Raw genomic sequence first — 17,011 nt, 5'->3', positions numbered from 1 at the left:
ATTCCGCCGGGGGGATCAAGTCTCTTTTTCGGCATCGGCGCCCGGCGCGGCCGGTTTTTGGCTCAGCGCGCCAGCGCCAGCGCCTCCAGCGCGCCCTCGCTCATATCGGGCTGCGCCGCATAGGCCGCCAGATCCGCCTCGAAGCCGGTCAGGTCGTTGAGCAGGCCCACCTGCCCCGCCTGCGACAGATCCTGCTTCAGCAGCGCCAGCGCCGGGGCCACCGCGGCCGGATCCAGCTCGCGGCTCAGCGCCTCCAGCGCCCCGCGATAGGACAGAAGATAGGTCCGCTGCAGCCCGCGCAGCGTTTCCAGCTGCACGGTGAGCCGCCGCGCCGCCGTCATCAGCGTCTCGCGCTGCGCCTGCGTGGCCAGCCGCACCTGATCGGCCATCGCGCGCACGTTCCCGGTTTGGCGCGCGATTTCTTCGGTGCCGCTGCGGATCGCGCCGATGAACACCGCCCCCGAGAGCAGCGTGGAGCGCGCAGCCTCGCGCATGGCGGCCGCGGCCTCCTCGCGCGACAGGCGGATCTCGTGCTGCAGATCGGTGAGCGCGGTCTGCCGGCGCGGGTCGGTCTCGTCCTCGATCATCGCAGCGAGCGCCGCCAGCGGATCGCCGGTATCGGAAGGGGCTGCGGCCAGCGCCCCCCAGGCATCGCGGATCGCGCGCAGCTCCGCATCGGTGCCGGCCACGGGGCGGCTCAGCACCAGCCGCATACCAAAGGTCGCGGCTGCCAGCGCCTGCCCGTCTTCGGCGCGGTAGAGCGGATATTCACGCCGCTGCGCGCTGTACAAATCATCGGGCACCGAGAGCACCGAGCCGCCGCGCGTGACCATGCCGCCCGCCTGCCCATGCGCCCGCCCGACGACATTGAGCCGGAACGGCTCCAGCATCATTTCCTCGGCATTGCCGTAAACGTCATAGAGCCCGAGCGGATTGGGCTTGCGCAGCCCCACCGGCAGCACCTGCCCGCGCGCGGACCCGGCGCCCTGATACATCGCATATTCGCCCGGATCGGCATCGCCGAAGAACCGCCGTGCGGGAAAATCGGTGGCATCCACCACCGCGCCGCCGCGCGCCGCATATTCCCATTCCGTCTCCGTCGGCAGGCGCAGATAGCCCAGCCCCCCGGTTTCGGGCGGCAGCGCGCCCGCCTGCCCGCGCAGCCATTCGGTATAGCGGCGAGTGAAATCCACCGCGTCGAACCATGACAGGCCCGCCGCCGCCGTACGGTCCATCCGCCCGGGCGGGGCGCAATCCCCAGCCATCGCCTTCAGCTGCGCCCGGGTGACCTCGTAGCGGCCGATGTAGAACATCGAGCCCTCGGGCGCGGCAAAGGCTCCGCGCAGGTGCTCGGTATGCAGATAGTCGGCATAGCCGGTCTCGGGCTGAGACTGGCCGAGCCGCAGCCGCCGGTCATCCAGCGGATCGGCGGGCGAAACCGGCACCACCACCCGCTGAAACGCCATCGCCCCGCCGCAGGGCATCGGCAGGACCAGATCGGCCGGATGCGCGGGCGCGCCCGGATCGTATTGCTCCACCGGCCAGGGCGCGGGCGTCTGCGCGGCGGCGGGCCAGGCGAGCAGCAGGAATGCCCAGCGGATCATGCGCTCTCCCTCAGGACCACGGCCGGATCGATGCGCAGCGCGCTGCGCGCCGCCGCCAGCGCCGAGGCGGTGACGAAGACCACGACCGCAGCCGCGATCGCCGCGCCCTGCGCGAGGCTCAGCCGCACCAGCCCGCCCTCCTGCGTCAGCCCGCTGTCGAACAGATGCTCCGCCACCTGTGCCGCCACCGCAAACAGCCCGAACGAGAGCCCAAGCCCGACAAGCGCCGTCGCCAGCGCCTGGATCAGCGGGATCAGCCCGATCTGCCCCGGGCGCAGCCCGAGCAGGGCGAGGTTGGCCAGCATCCGCCGCTTGCGCGCCACCTCCGCCCAGAAGCCGAACACCAGCGCCGCCGCAAGCCCGATCCCCGCCACGGCCGCAGTGAGCGCCAGCGCCAGCGCCAGATTGCGCCCGAGGCCCAGCACCTGCATCACCCGCGCCGTCTGCGCCTCGGTATCCACGCCGAAGCGGGTCTCGATCCGGTTCTGCAGCGGCGCTAGGCTGCCCAGATCGGCGGCATAGACCCGCAGCCCGGCGTAATCGGGCACCCGCTGCGCCAGCGGGCGGCCCTGCGTGATGCCATGCTCCGGCAGGGCATATTCGTCGTAGAAGGCCTCGATCAGATCGAGCGTGGCGAGCCCTGCAAGGACGCTGCGCCCCGAGAGCCGGTCCTCGGGCAGCACTGCCGCCACCCGGCGAGGCAGCAAGAGCTGGCGCGGGCGGTCGGTGGCCTGCGTGATCAGCTCGACCCGCTCCCCCACCCCCACGCCGAGCTGCTGCGCCAGCATCGCCGAGAGTGCGACATCCTCCGCCCCCAGCTCCCTGAGCGGCGCCAGCATCGGATCGCCGCTGCCGCTCGGAACCGCCACGGCATCGCGCACCGCCCGCCCCCCGGCCGGCCGCAGGTTTACATAATCGAACAGGCTGCGGGTCTTCGGCGTGACGAAGGCCACCTCGGGCCAGGCGCGCAGCTCCTCGGCATCGGCGGCGCTGAAGCGGGTATTGCCGCGGGTATCTATCTGTAGAACAGCCGGATTGCGCGTGAGCTGGCCCAAGAGCGCCTCATAGACCCCGTTGCGCACCCCAAACAGCACCAGCAGCGGCACCAGAATCCCCGCCAGCACCGCCGCGTTGCACAGAAGGTGCACCCAGTCCCGCGCCAGATCGCGCAGCGAAAGCCCCAGAACCAGCCTCATGCCCCGCCCTCCGCCACCAGAGTGGAGACGGTGGTGGCGCCCTGCGTCTGCGCCTCCAGCCGGATGCGGCGCATCGGGAAACGCTCCAGCAGGCCGTGGTCGTGCGAGGAGACGAGCACCGCCGCCCCGCTCTCGGCCGCCGCGCCGAACAAAAGCGCCATCGCCTGTGCCGCCGCCTCCGGATCCAGCGCCGCCGTCGGCTCATCGGCGATCACCACCGGTGGGCGGTGCGCCAGCGCCCGCGCGATGGAGACCCGCTGCCGCTGCCCGATCGAGAGCCGGTCCGGCCGCAGCCCCGCCACCGGCCCGAGGCCCAGCCGCGCGATCAGCGCGCGCACATGGGCCCGGTCGATCCGGCCGCTGATCTGCTGGCTGAGCGCGATATTCTCCTCGGCCGTCAGGAAGGGCATCAGCCCGCCCGCCTGCGGCACGAAGGCGAAATGCCCCGCCCGCACATCGGTGAGCCGCGCGCGCCGCCCCGCCTGCCACAGCGCCAGCAGGTCCTCGCCCTCGGCCGCCACATAGCGCCCGCCCGGATCGGGGCGGCGCAGCAGGCCGAGCAGCTCCAGAAGCAGCGTCTTGCCGGTGCCGCTGGCGCCGGTCAGACCGACCACCTCGCCCGCATTCAGCACGAAGCGCGGAACGCCGAGGCGAAACCGCCGCTCTCCGTCGCGCAGCGAAACCCCCAGCTCCTCGGCCAACAGCGCGCTCATCGGCCGGGCCTAGGGCAGCGCATCGAAGGGCATGGCGAAAACGGTCTCGCCATCGGGCGCGCCCTCATACAGCGCCGTCCAGACGGAGCTGTCGTAGAGCCACTTGCGATAGAGCGCGAGCTTCTGCGCCATCCCGTCGATCACCGGGCGGCGGAACATCGCGCTTTGCCGCCAGGTCGCCTCGTCGATCTCCAGCAGCTGGCTGCGATAGGGCAGACGCCCCAGATATTCCAGCGCGCCGCCCAATGTGCGGGTCTCGGGGTTCACCACCGTATCGGGGTTCTGGGCCATGCCCGCGAGCAGCCCCTGCACCTGGGTGAAGAAGGTCGCGGCCTCGGCATCGGTGCGGGTGCTCTCGGCGATGCGCAGCAGGTTCTCGAGCAGCTGCGCCATGGTCGAAAGCTCGTTCTTGGTGATCAGCAGGCGCGGCTCGATCGCGCGTTTCTGCGGGTTTTCGGCGGCCTTTTCCGTCACCCAGCCCTCGATCACATCGGGCGCGCGGGTGCCCTCCTGCTGCCCGAGCCACGCCAGCCGCATCGCCCGGCCGAGGTTCACCAGATCCGCGCCCGCCTCCGCCTCCGGCAGCACCGCAGCCTCCCCGCGCGCGGCCCGCACATGATCGGTGAGCGCGGTGACCAGCGTCGTCACCGTGGCCTCGAACGCGTCCTCCGAGCCGCCCTCGATCGGATAGTAGAACGTGCCATCCCCGAAGCGCGACAGCTTGCGGTACTGGGTCGCGGCATAATCATGCGTGCCCTGCCCCGCCCGCGTCTTCAGGTGCAGCGTCATCACCACGATGTTGCGCCCCTCGGCATCGCGCTGCAATTCGGCCGGGCCGATGGTGGAGCGGCTGTTGGGGTCGTTCACGTCATTCGGGCCGGCATCGGTGACCAGGATCACATAGCGCCCGTCGACCGGATCGGCGCCGCCCTGATCCCAGTCGATCCTGTCGATGGCATCCTCCACACCGGCGAGGCTGTCCTCGTTGAAGCCGGGCGAGCTCGCCGTCGCGACATTGGTGGCCTCGGCAATCGCCGCAAGAACCGGCCCCTGATCGGTGCGCCGCTCCAGCGGCACCAGCACCTTGGTGCGGTAATCGAGGCCCGGCACCGCCTCCGGGCTGTCGCGAAAGCCGATCGCGCCGAAGTTGATCTTCGCGCCGGTCTCGGTCCCCTCCATCCCCTCGACGATCCGCGCCAGCGCCTTGCGCGTGCGGTCGATATAAGGCCCCATGGATTTCGTCGTATCGAGGACGAACACCACCCCCACGTCGAAATCCGCGCGCGGCTGCGGCGCCGCTGCCCCGGAGGCGGGCGGCGGTGCATTCAGCGGCACCGAGGCCACCTGCATCAGCAGGTTCGGCTCGTAATTCAGCGGATGCAGCTCCGGCACGAAATCCAGGATCGGCATCAGGTAGAGCTCGTCACGGATATTGACGAAATTCTCGGGCTCGATCGAAACCACGCCATCCTCCGGCGTGAGCCCGCCGTGGCGCGCCTTCTCGATCAGGCGCGGCTGCAGATCGGCCATCGCCTCGTGCTCCATCAGGAAGCGCAGCTTCTCGGGCGTGGCAAACAGCAGGCTCGGCTCGCGCCCGGCCGGGTTGGTGAAGGCCGCGATGATGTTCTGCTTCCACTCGACCACATCGCTCAGCCGCACCCAGCCCTCGGGCGCGCTGCGTGCCGCGGGGCCAACCTGCGCCCAGCCGTCCTGCCGCGCAAATACATAAAGCGGCTGGAACGCGGGATAGGCGCGCAAAACGGCGCCCACGGCTGCGGCATGCAGCGGCGCGCCGGGCCGGGTCAGCACCCGCTGGTAGAGCGTCTGCGTGCCCTCGATCAGCAGCGGGCGCGCGGTTTCGGCCCAGGCGGGCAGCCCCAGCAAGAGCGACAGGGCGAGCGTGGCGTGGCGGGCGGTACGGGCGATCATTTCGGGCAATGCTCCTCGTGGGCCGCCTGGGAAAGCGTGTCGCCCGCCGCAGCGAGCCCGGCACAGACGGCGCCAAGCGGCGCCTCCGCCGCGCCGTTCCCGGCCGCGAGGGCGCGTTTGTAATACCCCGCGGCCAGCGCCGGGTTCGGGCTCAGCGCCAGCCCCGGCACGGCGGCAAGCGGGTTCTGCGCCTTCGGATCATAGAGCTGCCCGAACAGCATGAGCGCGGCTGCGTCCCCCTTCGCGGCCGCGTCCTCCAGCAGGTTCAGCACCCGGTCCGCGCCGATGCGCGCACCACAGGTGCTGATCTGCGGCAGCACGCTGGCGAAGGGCTGCCCGGCCAGGGCATCCAGCGTCTCAGCGCTGCAGGGCGTGGGCGCTGCGGCCACCGGGGCGGGGGCGGGCGCAGGCTCCGGATCGGGCCGGGTCAGGACCCATGCCGCCCCGGCGATCAGCGCCAAGAGCGCGAGGCCTGCGGCCAGCAGCAGCCCCTTGCCGCGCCCGGTGGGCTCCGCCACCGGGGGGGGCGTATCGGCGGGCGGCGCCTCCGGCTCGGGCACAGCGGGGCGGCCGACCAGATTGTCGCTCGGTACAGGCCCGGCCGCGCGCGGCACATGCAGCCCGCCCAGCACCGCAGCGCCCGGCCGCGGTACCACGTCATCGGGCCAGGTGGTCTCGTAGCTCCGCGGCCCGACATGCAGCCGCAGCGCCGCATATTCCTCGATCTGGTTCACGATTTCGGGGCCGATGACAATGCGCGCCAGCCCACCCGCGCGCGTGACCGGATAGGGTCCGAAATCGGCGCGCGTCGCGTGCCAGCCACTTTCGCCGAGGAACCGCTCCGAGAAGGCATCGAAGACCGCAATCAGGGCGCTCTCGCCGGCGAGCTCCGCCTCCGGAAGTTCGAGCAGCGCATAGCCGCCGGAGGGGCGTTCCGGGTCGGGGCGGATGGTGATGCTCATGCCGCCACCCCCCGCCGGTCCAGATCCGACAGGATTCCGCCGAGGCGCAGGTTCTGCTCCAGGTTCACCGCGCCGCCACCGCCATCCTTGGCGTTCTCGATCACCAGCGCATCGAGCGACCAGACCCAATCCGTCCAATGGTCCTCCGCCGCCGCGCGCGGCACCGGCGGCAGACTGTCGGCGCTGTCGGCCACGGGGCGCGCGGCAAAAACCGCGCGCGAGCGCCCCTCGCCCAGATCCACCCGCGGCCGCGCCCCCTCGGGCATATCGGCATAGCCCAGCGTGGCCACGAAGCCATTTATCCCCTCCGCGCAAACGATCGCGGCAGGTTCGGCCTGTTTGTCTATAGTGTGGCCAAAATTCATCGCCCGAAGCCGCCCCTTGAGCCGCTCCACCACGCCCGAACGGCGCAGCCCATGCGCGAGCTCCGCCCCGAGCGTGGTGACCCCGGTCACGCTCAGCCCGAAATGGCCGATGGTATCCTCGTCCTCGCGGAAGCGCTTCAGCCCCTCGATCCAGACCTCGACCGCGGATTCCGCCTGAAAGGCCTCCGGGGTCATCGTGCGGATATCCGGGGCCGCGGGGGCCTCCGGCGCGGGCGGGGGGGCCGCTGCCGCAGGCGCGGGGCGGCCCGGGCGCAAGAGCGGCCGCGACGGCGCCGCGGGTGCGGCCGCGGGCGCAACGGCCGCGGCCGAAGAGACCGCGCTGCTGATCCGGATCGAGCTCGGCACCCGGCTGATCCGGTCCTGCACCAGGTCCTGATCCACCATCAGCGCCGCCAGCACCGCGCCGAACCGATGCCGCTGCAGCGCGAGCTCGAGCCCGTCGATCACCTCGGCCGCGGCGATCCGCTTTTCCTCGATCCGCAGGCCGATATCGTCGGAGACGTGATGCACCCGGAGCTGCGCCGACAGATCCGCCGCCAGCTTCTCGATCTGCCCCGAGATCTGGCGCAGCTTGCTCTCGGGGCGGCAGACCCGGGTCAGCTCCTCGATCAGATAGCCCACACCGCCATCATTGATCCGCAAGGCCGCATCCCAGGCCCGGGCGGGCTCGCGGAAATGCGCCTGCACCGCGGGCGTGGCGAGGCACCCCGCGCGCAGCTCCGCCACCCGCGCCTCCTTCTCGGGGCGGATCCGCAGCTCGGTGCTGTCCTCGGCGTAATCGAGCAACCCCTCCACGAAATAGTTCGGATTGCGCAGCCAGAAGCAGTTGCGGAACGGCTCCCCCGGCACCCATTCATGAACCCAGTTCGTGGTCTCCTTGCCGAAGCCCTCCAGCAGCGAGGCCTTCATCCGGCGGGTGAAGCGCTCCTCGGCGCTGGCACCGGCCGCGCTGTCGCCCAGGTGCTTGTCGAATTTCGTCAGCACGAAGAACAGGATGCATTCGGTCAGCGCGCGCTGCGCCGGGGTCGCGCCATGGGTCAGCCCAATCCATTGCTCCACCAGCGGCGGCAGCGGCAGCGTCTCCATGTTGCTGTCGGGGATGCACAGCAGCATGGAGGTGATTTCCTGATTGGCGACGTAACGGTCGAACAGATAGGCGACCTTGCCGCGCAGGAACATCTGCGGCACCGTCTCCGACGGCGTCTTCAGCGTCTTCGCCAGCGATTGCTCGAAGCGGTTGCGCGCACCCGGGAAATCCAGCAGGTCGGTCTCGGCGAACAGGTCATAGGGCTGGTCCCGCATCGGGAACACGAGCTCTGCCGCCAGCGCGCAGACCATGGCCCGGCTCAGTTGCGCGACACGGCCCGAGGGCGCACGCACCGGCAGCGTATCGCCCCCCGGGCCGAACAGGCCCTGCAGCGTCTTCACGTCGATGATCGAGCTCTCGCGCGGGGTCAGCGCCGCGAGCGGCACATGCACCACCTCCGCCTGCTCCACCTGCGCCAGCGCGCCCGCGAGCTGCACATAGAGCTCGGTCAGCGGCCCGTAGCCGCCCCAGAGGATCGACAGGAACGCCCCCCGATCAGAAGGCGCGAGCCGCGGCGCGATCTGCGCGGCCTCGTCGTAGAAGGTCTTGAGCGCGGCCGCATAGGCGGTGCGCCCGAAGGTATGCTCGACATATTCGCCGATCTCATACACGTCCTCGAGGCTCAGCCCGGGGGCATCGGCGGGCTGCATCTTCGCCTCGAACGCGCGAATATGGGCGCCGAGCACCTCCGCCTCCGGCAGCTCCTCGGATTTGTCGCCGTCCTCGTAGAAGCTGTTGATGAGCGTGCGCGCGATATCTGCCTCCGACAGCAGCACGAGCCGGATCGGGAAGCCCTCGGGCGTGTCCGCGCGGCTCATGGTGAAGCGGGTGACGAGGCCGGTGCTCTCGCCATCCCCGGCCGGGTTGATTTCCGAGATATAGTCCAGCTGCCCGCCCGGCCCGTTGAAATCCGCCGTCAGCCGGCCGTCCTTCGGCCGCGCCAGCACCGAAACGAGGAAGGATTTGCCCGCCTGCGAGGGGCCATAGACGCTCACGCTCATCTTCGTGCGCGCCGCCCGCCCGAGCTTCGCCGCCCGCCGGGTACCGCGCCGCAACGCCCGGATCAGCGTCTTGCGGTCATGGCCCACGGTCTCGGCATTCTCCGGGTCGCTCACCCAGTCCAGCGCCGCCTGCGCCGCCGCGCTGACCCGATCACACCGTTCGCCCAGTTGCTGCTGCGTCGTCATGCCCACCCCGTCAGAACCGGAACACGCCGGTGTCGATCCAGTATTCGTCATCGAAGCCCAGCGTATGCAGCTTCAGCACCACATCGCCGGTCTTCATCCCGTCGCCCTCGCCATCCTCGACCTCGATCACCCGCAGGAATTCGCGCTGCGCCTCGCGGCGCAGCTTCTCGACCGAGCTGTCGCCGTCGCTGTCGTCGAAATCGGCGCGCTCCAGCGTCACCTTGAGCGGCGAGGGCCGCCGCTGCGCCGCCGTATTGGCATAATCCAGCCGGAACAGCGGCGTCGTCGTCCAGCGCTCCTGCGGCAGCTGCCGCGACCCGATGTGAATGGGCGCGAACATCCGCACCTCGGCCGGCTTCGGCGCGCCGCGGGTATCGAGATCGAGGTCCGAAAACATCACCCGGTCGGTGCGGATCTGGCCGTTGTTGTCCATCTCGCCCACGAAGCGCGCGGTGGAGCGCATGTGGAACGCCCCGGTCGAGACCTTGAAATTCGGCACCCGGCTTTCCGCCAGCGCGATCAGCATGCCGCCGACCGCCACCGTGCTCTTCGGGTCGCCGATGCGCTGGCTGATCGGGTCGCGGAACGGATACCAGCGCCCGGTGCGGTAGCGGTGCATCGAGACCAGCCGGTTCGGCGGCACCACCAGCATCTCCTCCATGATCGCGCGCACCGCAGGCAGCCGCGAGGGCCGCCCCGTCAGCAGCACCACATCGACGCCGAGATGATCGATCACCTCGGCCATGTTGCCCAGCACCTTCTGGAACACCTCGCGCGCGATCGCATCCACATCCTCGCGCGAGGTGCTCAGCACCACATCGGCCAGCCGCCAGCCCGGCGCGCCCAGATCGCGCGCCGCCGCCTCCAGATAGCTCAGGATCTCGGGCGAAATCGCCCCCGGCACCGAAGGATCGGACGAAATCCGCAGCGTCTGCCCGACGTTCAGATCGAAGCGGTCGAACTCGCCCGCCGTCTCGCAATGCGACAGGATCGCCACCGCGAGCGGCATCAGCGCGCGCAGGGCGAACTGGCGCCGCTTCTGCACCACCTGCTGGTCCTGGCCGCCGATATCGCCCGCGAACAGCTCGCGGATCTTGCCGCCCACATATTGCCCCCCCGCAGCCTCGATCGAGGCCTGCAGCTGCGGCAGGATGATCCCCGAGATCACCCGCTGCGCGAGATCGTCGCCCGCGATGCGGAAGCCCTCGCGGAAGGTCTGCTCGGGGTGCAGCACCCGGTTCGCCTCGCCGCGATAGGTGCAGATCATCAGATCGGTGGTACCGCCCCCGATGTCGATGCAGGCCAGCCGCAGGCTCGGCTCGGTGCCCCGCATCCGCCCCTTCAGCGCCAGGAAGGCGTCGATGTTGCCATCGAATTTCTGCGTGATCTCGCTGTAGAGCCAGACGAGCTGGGTACAGCTCGCCTCGTCCCATTCCACCACGAGATCCACCCGGCGCGGCAGCCGCGCGTCGTCGTCCTCGGGCAGGCCGAGGGTCGCGCGCAAAAGCTCCAGCGCCCCTTCCGCGCGCGAGCGGATGATCGCCTGCTCCTGCGCGGAGGTGGCCGTGGGCAGGGTCAGGATGATGCGTGCGAGCCGCCGCGGCAGATCCGATTGCGCCCGCTTCGCGCGCGAGCCGGGATCGTTGATCTGCACGAAGGCATGGGCGATAATTTCCGTCAGCATGAAGCCGAACAGCGCCGAGCGCGAGAACCGCGGCCGGATCGCGCGGGCCTTGGCCGTCTTGCCGCGCGGGCGCAGGCGGGCCTGCTCCTCATAGCCGATCTGGTTCAGCACATCGCCCGCCTCGTTCATCAGCCGCATCGCCGCGCGCACCGATTTCGGCAGGTTGTTTGGATCGAGATGGTTGTGAAAGCGCCAGTCCTGCTGGCGGGCCTCGTCATCCCAGATATATCGCTTGGGGGAGGACAGGCCGGAGGTGGTCTCGGTGCCCTCCTCGCCCTGGATGAGCCGGAGCGCCTCCGGCCCGATCCGCACGAAACCGGGCCAGACGAAGGCATTGCGCCGCCCCGAGCGGCTGGCGAAATGATCGTCGCCGAATTTCAGCTCGGCGAATTCGACCCGGCTCTCCACCAGGCCCGAATAATGCAGCTCCGGCCGCGACAGATCGCGGATCTCCAGCGGGAAGGAGCGCGCCAGATCCACCCGCCCCTCGCCCGGGAACCGCTCGATCAGGATGCCGCAGGTGCGCGAATTGCCGATATCGAGCACCAGATCCACATCCACCGGCGTCACCGCATCGCGGTCCGTCACCGTATTGACCAAGCGCATCTGCGGGATCTTCACCGCATGGTCGATCACCTTCAGATAGGCGAGGTAGCGCGCCCAGTGTTCGAACAGATGCGGCAGGCTCTCCTCGGTGATGGTGCGGCCCGGGCGTTCGGCGCGCTTGAACGCCAGGAACAGCTCCTTCAGCCAATCGGACACCCACATCTGCAGGTCCACCATCACCCCGTCCTCGCCCGCCTCCAGCCGGCGCAGGAACCAGTCCATCTGCGCCGGATCGGAGACGAAGCGGAAGCCGCGCCGGTTCTCGGCATCGGCGAGATCGGGGGCCAGATACTGCCGCCCCGCATCCTGCGCGATCAGCGTGGTGTCGAGCGCGAGCTGCACCCGGTGGGTGTAGCCGGTCTCGGGCTCGGGCTCCGCCAGCTCCACCGTGCGCAGCCGCGCCCAGCTGGAGGGGCCGGGATCGAACCGCTCCTCCCCGCCCGGGCCGCGCTCGCTTTTCAGCCGCAGCACCGGCACCGGCACCCATTTGCCCAGGTAAGGCTCCAGCGCCGCCGTGGGCCGCACCGAATATTCGTCGTCGTCCGCGCGGGCCGCATTCTCGATCTCGGCATCGTCCTCCTCGCGCCCGGTGAGCGGGATCAGCTTGCGCTCCACCCGCCCGCCGCTCTCGCCGGTGGTGCGTTCGATGAACCGCCCCGGGCGCAGCGTCAGCGCATCCAGCCGGAAGCCGAAATCCAGGATCTGGATCCCCGAGAACGGGACCAGCGTGATCTCGTCATGCCATTTCACCAGCGGGCGCAGGTGCTCTTTGCGGTCCGATATCATCAGTTTCCCGTGTAGTTATAAGTCATCATCCATTGCCGCCGCCCGCCCGAGCCGAGCGCCACGACCCCCTCGCGCAGCGTCACCTGTTCGCCGTCGCGGATCATGACACGGAACGGCTGCTGCGGCGCATCGCCATTGCGGCCGAAGAAATCCACCCGGATCACATAGGCGCCGGGCGGCGGCTCTGCGAAGAACACGTTCTCCACCGGATCGCGGCGCAGCCGGGTGCCTGCGGCATTGCTGTCCACGTCCAGCACCCCGCCGCAGGCATGGTCTTGTTTATAGGAGATCGTGGCCCCCGCCGGGCAGGTGATCCACAGATCGAGATCCGCCGGCGTATCCCAGGCAAGCGAGAAGGCGAGCCGCCCGCGCTGTGCGCCTGCGCGGTCCAGCCGGTCCAGCATGCCGGTATCCTGCGGCGGCTCCGGCGCGGGAGCGGGCTGGGGCGCAGGCGGGGGCGGCAGCGGCTGGCAGGCATTGTCGGCAAGGGTGATCTCGCGCTCGATCCGGGCGATTTCGTCCTCCAGAACGCTGCGCTCCGCCGGGGCCGCGGCGGCCACGACCGCCGCCCCCGGGCAATCCCCGGGCGCGAAAAGCCCGCGCAGGCCGCAGGCCGGGATCAGCAGCCAGATCATCCAGGCAATCAGCAGCGCAAGCAGCAGCCAGCCCGCGCGCAGAAGCCACCACAGCCCCGAAGGCGCCGCCCGCTCCGCCAGCACCGGGGCGGGCCGCGGCTCCGGCGCGGCCGCCGGGGTCACGCGCGGCGGCGGGGGCTGGGGCGGCGGCGGGGGCGGCGCCATGGAGCCGGTCAGCGTGCCGCGCACGGCGCGCCGGTCGTCGCGCACCCAGGCCCAGTTCACCAGCACCGGCTGCGGCGCGGCCCCGGCGCGCTCCACCACGAAGATGTGGCTGTCTCCCGGCACCTGCATCGCATGGCGCAGCGCATCCGCGAGGCGCAGCGCCTCGGCGCCGCCGCCCGCGGCGAGGCTTTCGGCCAGCGCCTCTACCTGCGCGATCTGCTCGCTCAGCACCGCCCGCGCCGCCGCCTGCGCAGGCGCAGGCAGATCGGTCAGCCGCCGCGCCCGGCCCGGCACCGCGGCATACCAGTCGCTCCGGTCGCCCAGATCCGTCGCCACCGGCTCCGCGAGCAGCGCGGCCAGATCCGGCCCGAGCCGCTCGCGCAGGGTCTCGCTCAGAAGCTCATAGGAGCGCTGCTCGCGCGTGCCAAGCGCGCTGAGCCCTTCCGAGGTGGTGGTGGTGAGGAAGGCTTCGTGCATGGCCCTGCCCTAATTCCCCGATCCGGTGCCGAAATCCGGCAGTTGCGGGGCCGCAGCCTCGGGGGCGACGCCCGGGCGGCGCACCTCCGGCGTGCAGGGCGCATCGGTCTCCATCGGCGTCACCCCGGCCGCGCGCAGGAACCGCGCCACATCCGCCGCCGAAAGCGCAAAATTCAGCGTGCGCAGGTTCCCCTGCCGCACGAAGGTGTTCATCCCCACCACCCGGCCGCAGACATCGACCAGCGGCCCGCCCGAATTCCCCTGCGAGATCGGCGCCGAATGGACCACCGCACGGGCCTCGGCGGAAATCGTCTGCTCGGTGCTCACGGTGCCATCCGTCACGGTCAGGTCCGGCACCGAGGAGACATCCCCCGCCTGCAGCGCCGCGAAGGCGGTATCGGTGGCCAGCACATCGCCCGGGAACCCGGCCGCGATCACGCTTTGCAGCTTCAGCGAGCCCTGCGGCAGATAGAGCGGGAAGTGCCGCGCCGCCACGCCCGGGACCCGCAGCAGGGCGAAATCGGTGCCGGTCTGCTCGAACGGGCCTTCCGCCCGCACGACCTGCGCCGCATGCAGCGCGCCGATCGCGGCATTGGTGACGAACACGCCCTCCGCGGCAGCGCCCTCCACCACATGGAAATTCGTCATCACCAGATCGGGCGCGACGAAAAAGCCCGTGCCGGTGGAGAGCCCCTCGGGCCCCTGCGCGATGACCATCACCGTGCGCCGCTCGATCACCTCGAGGAGCGAGGCATTGTCGATTGCCGTGCTGCCCGGCTCGGCGCCGCCTTGCTCGGGCACCTGTACCCGCGCCGGATCGGGCGGCAGGGTGGAGGCGGTGGCCCCCGGAACAGACGCGCCGGGGCCATCGGCGCGGTCACCCGGCACCGGGGGCAGAAGCCCCTCTATGGTGCGCCCGCCGGGCATGATCAGCGTGCCATCGGCGCGGCATTGCGCGCCCTCCAGCGCCGCGCGCAGCGCATTGCGGCGCTCAATGAGCGCGGCATTGCTTTCGGCCAGGATCTCGGCCGCGCGGGCATCCTCCACCGCAACCGGCGCCTGAGGCGGGAACAGCCGGTTGCCGGGGATCAGCAGCCAGACCACCGCAGCCCCTGCGAGCAGCACCAGCACCAGCAGCGGAAGCCAGTCCCACAGCCCCACGCGGCGCGGCGCGGCCATGGCCGGCGCAGCGGCAGCGGGCTCCGGCGGCGGCGCGGCAGACGCCACGGCAGCGGGAGAAACGGGGGCCGCGCGGGCTGCGCGCTCCGCCTCGGTCAGCGGTGGTGCGTCCTTCAGCGGCAAGAACCGGCCCAGCGTGCGCGCGAACAGCGCCGCACGGCTTGCCGGATCGCGGGCCATGCCATGCGGCACCATCCCCCAGTTCAGGATCACCGGCTGGCCCGCCACCACCCAGATATCGCCCTTGGGGCTATCGGCCAGATGCAGCGCGGCGCCGATCAGCGTACCATCCTCGCTGTCGGCCAGGAGCCCGCGCAACGCCTGCAGGCGCTGCGACAGCAGCGCCCCCACCCGCGCCTGCGCCGGCCCATCCAGCTCCGACAGCGGATGCCCCTCGCCCTCATGCGCGCAATACCAGGCGATGGAGGCCGGCGCCGCATCGTTGCCCCGGTTCAGCAAGGGCTCGGCGAACAGGTCCGCCACCTCGGGCGAAACCCGCGCCGAAAGCACCGCATGCAGCGCGGCATGGGCATCGAGCGCGAGGCCCGGCCCCCAGGGCAGACAATCGGCCAGCTCGACCTGGGTCTTGGTCAGGAAATGATCGGCCATGTCACGGGGCTCCTGCGCTGCGGCGCAACCGGACCGGGGCGGTCAGGTCGGCGGAGGGCTGGTGGGAATCGCAGGCCGCGGCGCCGTCCGGCGTCAGGCTGCAGGTGATGATCCGGCGCAGGATCGCGGTGCGGTCGGAGCATTCCGGGTCGTCGGGCTCCTCCAGCACGAGCCGCCCGCCGCCATCGAAGCGCCCGGAGACGGTTCCCTGGCAGGTGGTGCCATCGCTCGCGCGCATGGCGGTGCGGCCCCGCCCGCTGGCGTCGAAACACATCGACCATTCGCGATATTCGGTGACCTTGCCGGTCTGCGAATTGCGGACGCGGTAATCGGAATCGAGCTCCCAGCAGCCATCGAGCATCCCCAGATCGCGCCCGCGCCAGGCGTCGGTATCGATCTCAGGCGCGGTTGGGGCGGGTTCCGCCGCAGGCTCCGGGGCGGGCGGCGGCGGGATCTCGGCTTCGCAGCGCATCTGCGCCAGCCGCCGTTCGGCAATGCGGATATCGGCCAGAAGCGTTTCGCGGGCGCGGCGGAGCTCATCAAGGCGCCCTGCCATCTCCCGCGCCGCGGGATCGGAGCAGCTGCGCCCGACCCAGCCCGGCACGCCCGGCACATGTACCGCGCAGGAGCGTAAGGCCAGATAGGCGGCGCCACCCGCGAGCGCGACGAGCCCGACCGAGAGAACAAGAACACCAGCACGTAACATCAAAAACGATGGACCCGATTGAAAAAGGCAAACCCGGAGCAAGTAAAAGCGATGCTGCCGCTTCCGTCAATCATCCCGGCCAGAGCGCGCCTCAGTCAGGCCGCGGGGCGTGGAGCGACAACCTGCGGGCGGAAGGGTAATACACCGCTTACGCGAGCCCGCGCGACCTTGCAGCGCTGCCCGTCACCGTCAGGCATGCGGGCGCTCCCTGCAGGGCCATGCGCCTGCCGCGCACCCTCGCCCGACGGCATGAAATCAGCGCAGCAGGGATGCGATTGGTCCCTGATTCCCTAGCCCCCCCAGTCGGTCTTGTCATCAGCCGGAGAACCCACAGGGGCATTGCGTACAGCTGACCGGCCCTGGCAGCGAGCGGACATCCTCCCGGCCCGAAGCACGCCGACCGACCATAGCAGGCGACCATGACCGGCGCGAGGCGCCCCTCTGCGCCTTGCTATCCCGGCGAGCCGGCCGCCGAGATTTTTCGTCAGTGTTGTGTGACTCATTATCCCGCAGCGTCACCAATTGGGCCGCAATGACGGAATTGGCCGCGGGTCCGCAGGCTATCCCGTATGATCCGCGAGGGCCGCCGTTTTAGGCGATCTCCGTCTCACGCTTCCTGCGCAGCCATTCCCGGATGGCTGACTTGCCAACGCGCCGCGTTCCGGAGAAATGCTGTGCGATTTCAGCCGCGATCTGATCGAAGGTCAGGCGATCGATCCGGGCCGGAAGAACGCCTGCAATCCGGCATCTCCGTCAGTCATGGGCGCGCGTCCGGGCCTATGAAGGCGGCGGTGCTCCGAGGCCTCGACCGTCACGGCGCTTAGCGCTTTCACCCCCTTTTGTACACGCTGTTCAAGTGCTGTGATCGCGCCGCCGAACGTGGCCCGGGCAGCTTTCGCATCGGCCAGCCCGGCAGAGAGCCGTGTCAGCGGATCGGGATGAGGGGGTTCCTTCATTTGGGCGGGATGGCCCGTGGCACTCCCCGCGCGCCACAGGCCGGAGGTCGCGTCAACTCGGCAGAAACCGCGACCTGTCTCTCCGGCAGCCCGCCCGGCTCAATCCCGAGCTGGGCGCAGATGGCGATGCGTTCGGCATTGCCC

General features: G+C 70.5%; 10 protein-coding genes. All 10 read right to left on the bottom strand.

The window, feature by feature from the left end; all coding sequences use genetic code 11:
• Window positions 1-62: 62 nt before the first annotated feature.
• Genes ACOMG5_RS13990 through ACOMG5_RS13945 form a run of 10 tightly spaced genes read right to left on the bottom strand, consistent with a single transcriptional unit; the run spans window position 63 to window position 15,911 of the window.
• Entirely contained in the window at window positions 63-1,604 is a 1,542-nt protein-coding gene (locus ACOMG5_RS13990; protein WP_420344415.1) for a formylglycine-generating enzyme family protein, read from the bottom strand.
• Window positions 1,601-2,800: an ABC transporter permease gene (locus ACOMG5_RS13985; RefSeq protein WP_420344414.1), complete on the bottom strand. Its 1,200-nt coding sequence runs from the start codon at window positions 2,798-2,800 to the stop codon at window positions 1,601-1,603. Before ACOMG5_RS13985 ends, ACOMG5_RS13990 begins: the two co-directional genes overlap by 4 nt.
• A complete protein-coding gene (locus tag ACOMG5_RS13980; RefSeq protein WP_420344413.1) occupies window positions 2,797-3,513 on the bottom strand; it encodes an ABC transporter ATP-binding protein in 717 nt (238 codons plus the stop codon). The genes ACOMG5_RS13985 and ACOMG5_RS13980 overlap by 4 nt, the downstream gene beginning before the upstream one ends.
• Window positions 3,514-3,522: 9 nt before the next feature.
• Entirely contained in the window at window positions 3,523-5,442 is a 1,920-nt protein-coding gene (locus ACOMG5_RS13975; protein ID WP_420344412.1) for a vWA domain-containing protein, read from the bottom strand.
• Window positions 5,439-6,404, bottom strand: a complete 966-nt coding sequence (locus ACOMG5_RS13970; protein ID WP_420344411.1) for a hypothetical protein — start codon at window positions 6,402-6,404, stop codon at window positions 5,439-5,441. The genes ACOMG5_RS13975 and ACOMG5_RS13970 overlap by 4 nt, the downstream gene beginning before the upstream one ends.
• Window positions 6,401-9,064, bottom strand: coding sequence for a virulence factor SrfC family protein (locus ACOMG5_RS13965; RefSeq protein ID WP_420344410.1), 2,664 nt, complete (start codon window positions 9,062-9,064; stop codon window positions 6,401-6,403). The genes ACOMG5_RS13970 and ACOMG5_RS13965 overlap by 4 nt, the downstream gene beginning before the upstream one ends.
• Before the next feature lie 10 nt (window positions 9,065-9,074).
• Window positions 9,075-12,140 (bottom strand): virulence factor SrfB, encoded by a 3,066-nt coding sequence (locus tag ACOMG5_RS13960; RefSeq protein WP_420344409.1) that lies wholly within the window; start codon window positions 12,138-12,140, stop codon window positions 9,075-9,077.
• Window positions 12,140-13,417, bottom strand: a complete 1,278-nt coding sequence (locus ACOMG5_RS13955) for a hypothetical protein (RefSeq protein WP_420344408.1) — start codon at window positions 13,415-13,417, stop codon at window positions 12,140-12,142. The genes ACOMG5_RS13960 and ACOMG5_RS13955 overlap by 1 nt, the downstream gene beginning before the upstream one ends.
• 9 nt (window positions 13,418-13,426) lie before the next feature.
• Complete coding sequence (locus ACOMG5_RS13950; protein WP_420344407.1) at window positions 13,427-15,205, bottom strand: trypsin-like peptidase domain-containing protein; 1,779 nt, start codon at window positions 15,203-15,205, stop codon at window positions 13,427-13,429.
• Between the two features lies 1 nt (window position 15,206).
• Window positions 15,207-15,911 (bottom strand): hypothetical protein, encoded by a 705-nt coding sequence (locus ACOMG5_RS13945; RefSeq protein ID WP_420344406.1) that lies wholly within the window; start codon window positions 15,909-15,911, stop codon window positions 15,207-15,209.
• Window positions 15,912-17,011: the final 1,100 nt, after the last annotated feature.

The sequence above is a fragment of the Paenirhodobacter sp. genome (genome assembly GCF_041916475.1).
In the GTDB taxonomy this organism is placed as follows: Bacteria; Pseudomonadota; Alphaproteobacteria; order Rhodobacterales; family Rhodobacteraceae; genus Rhodobacter.
The sequence above is the reverse complement of the archived record's forward strand: the minus strand, read 5'-3'. Positions and strand labels throughout refer to the sequence as shown.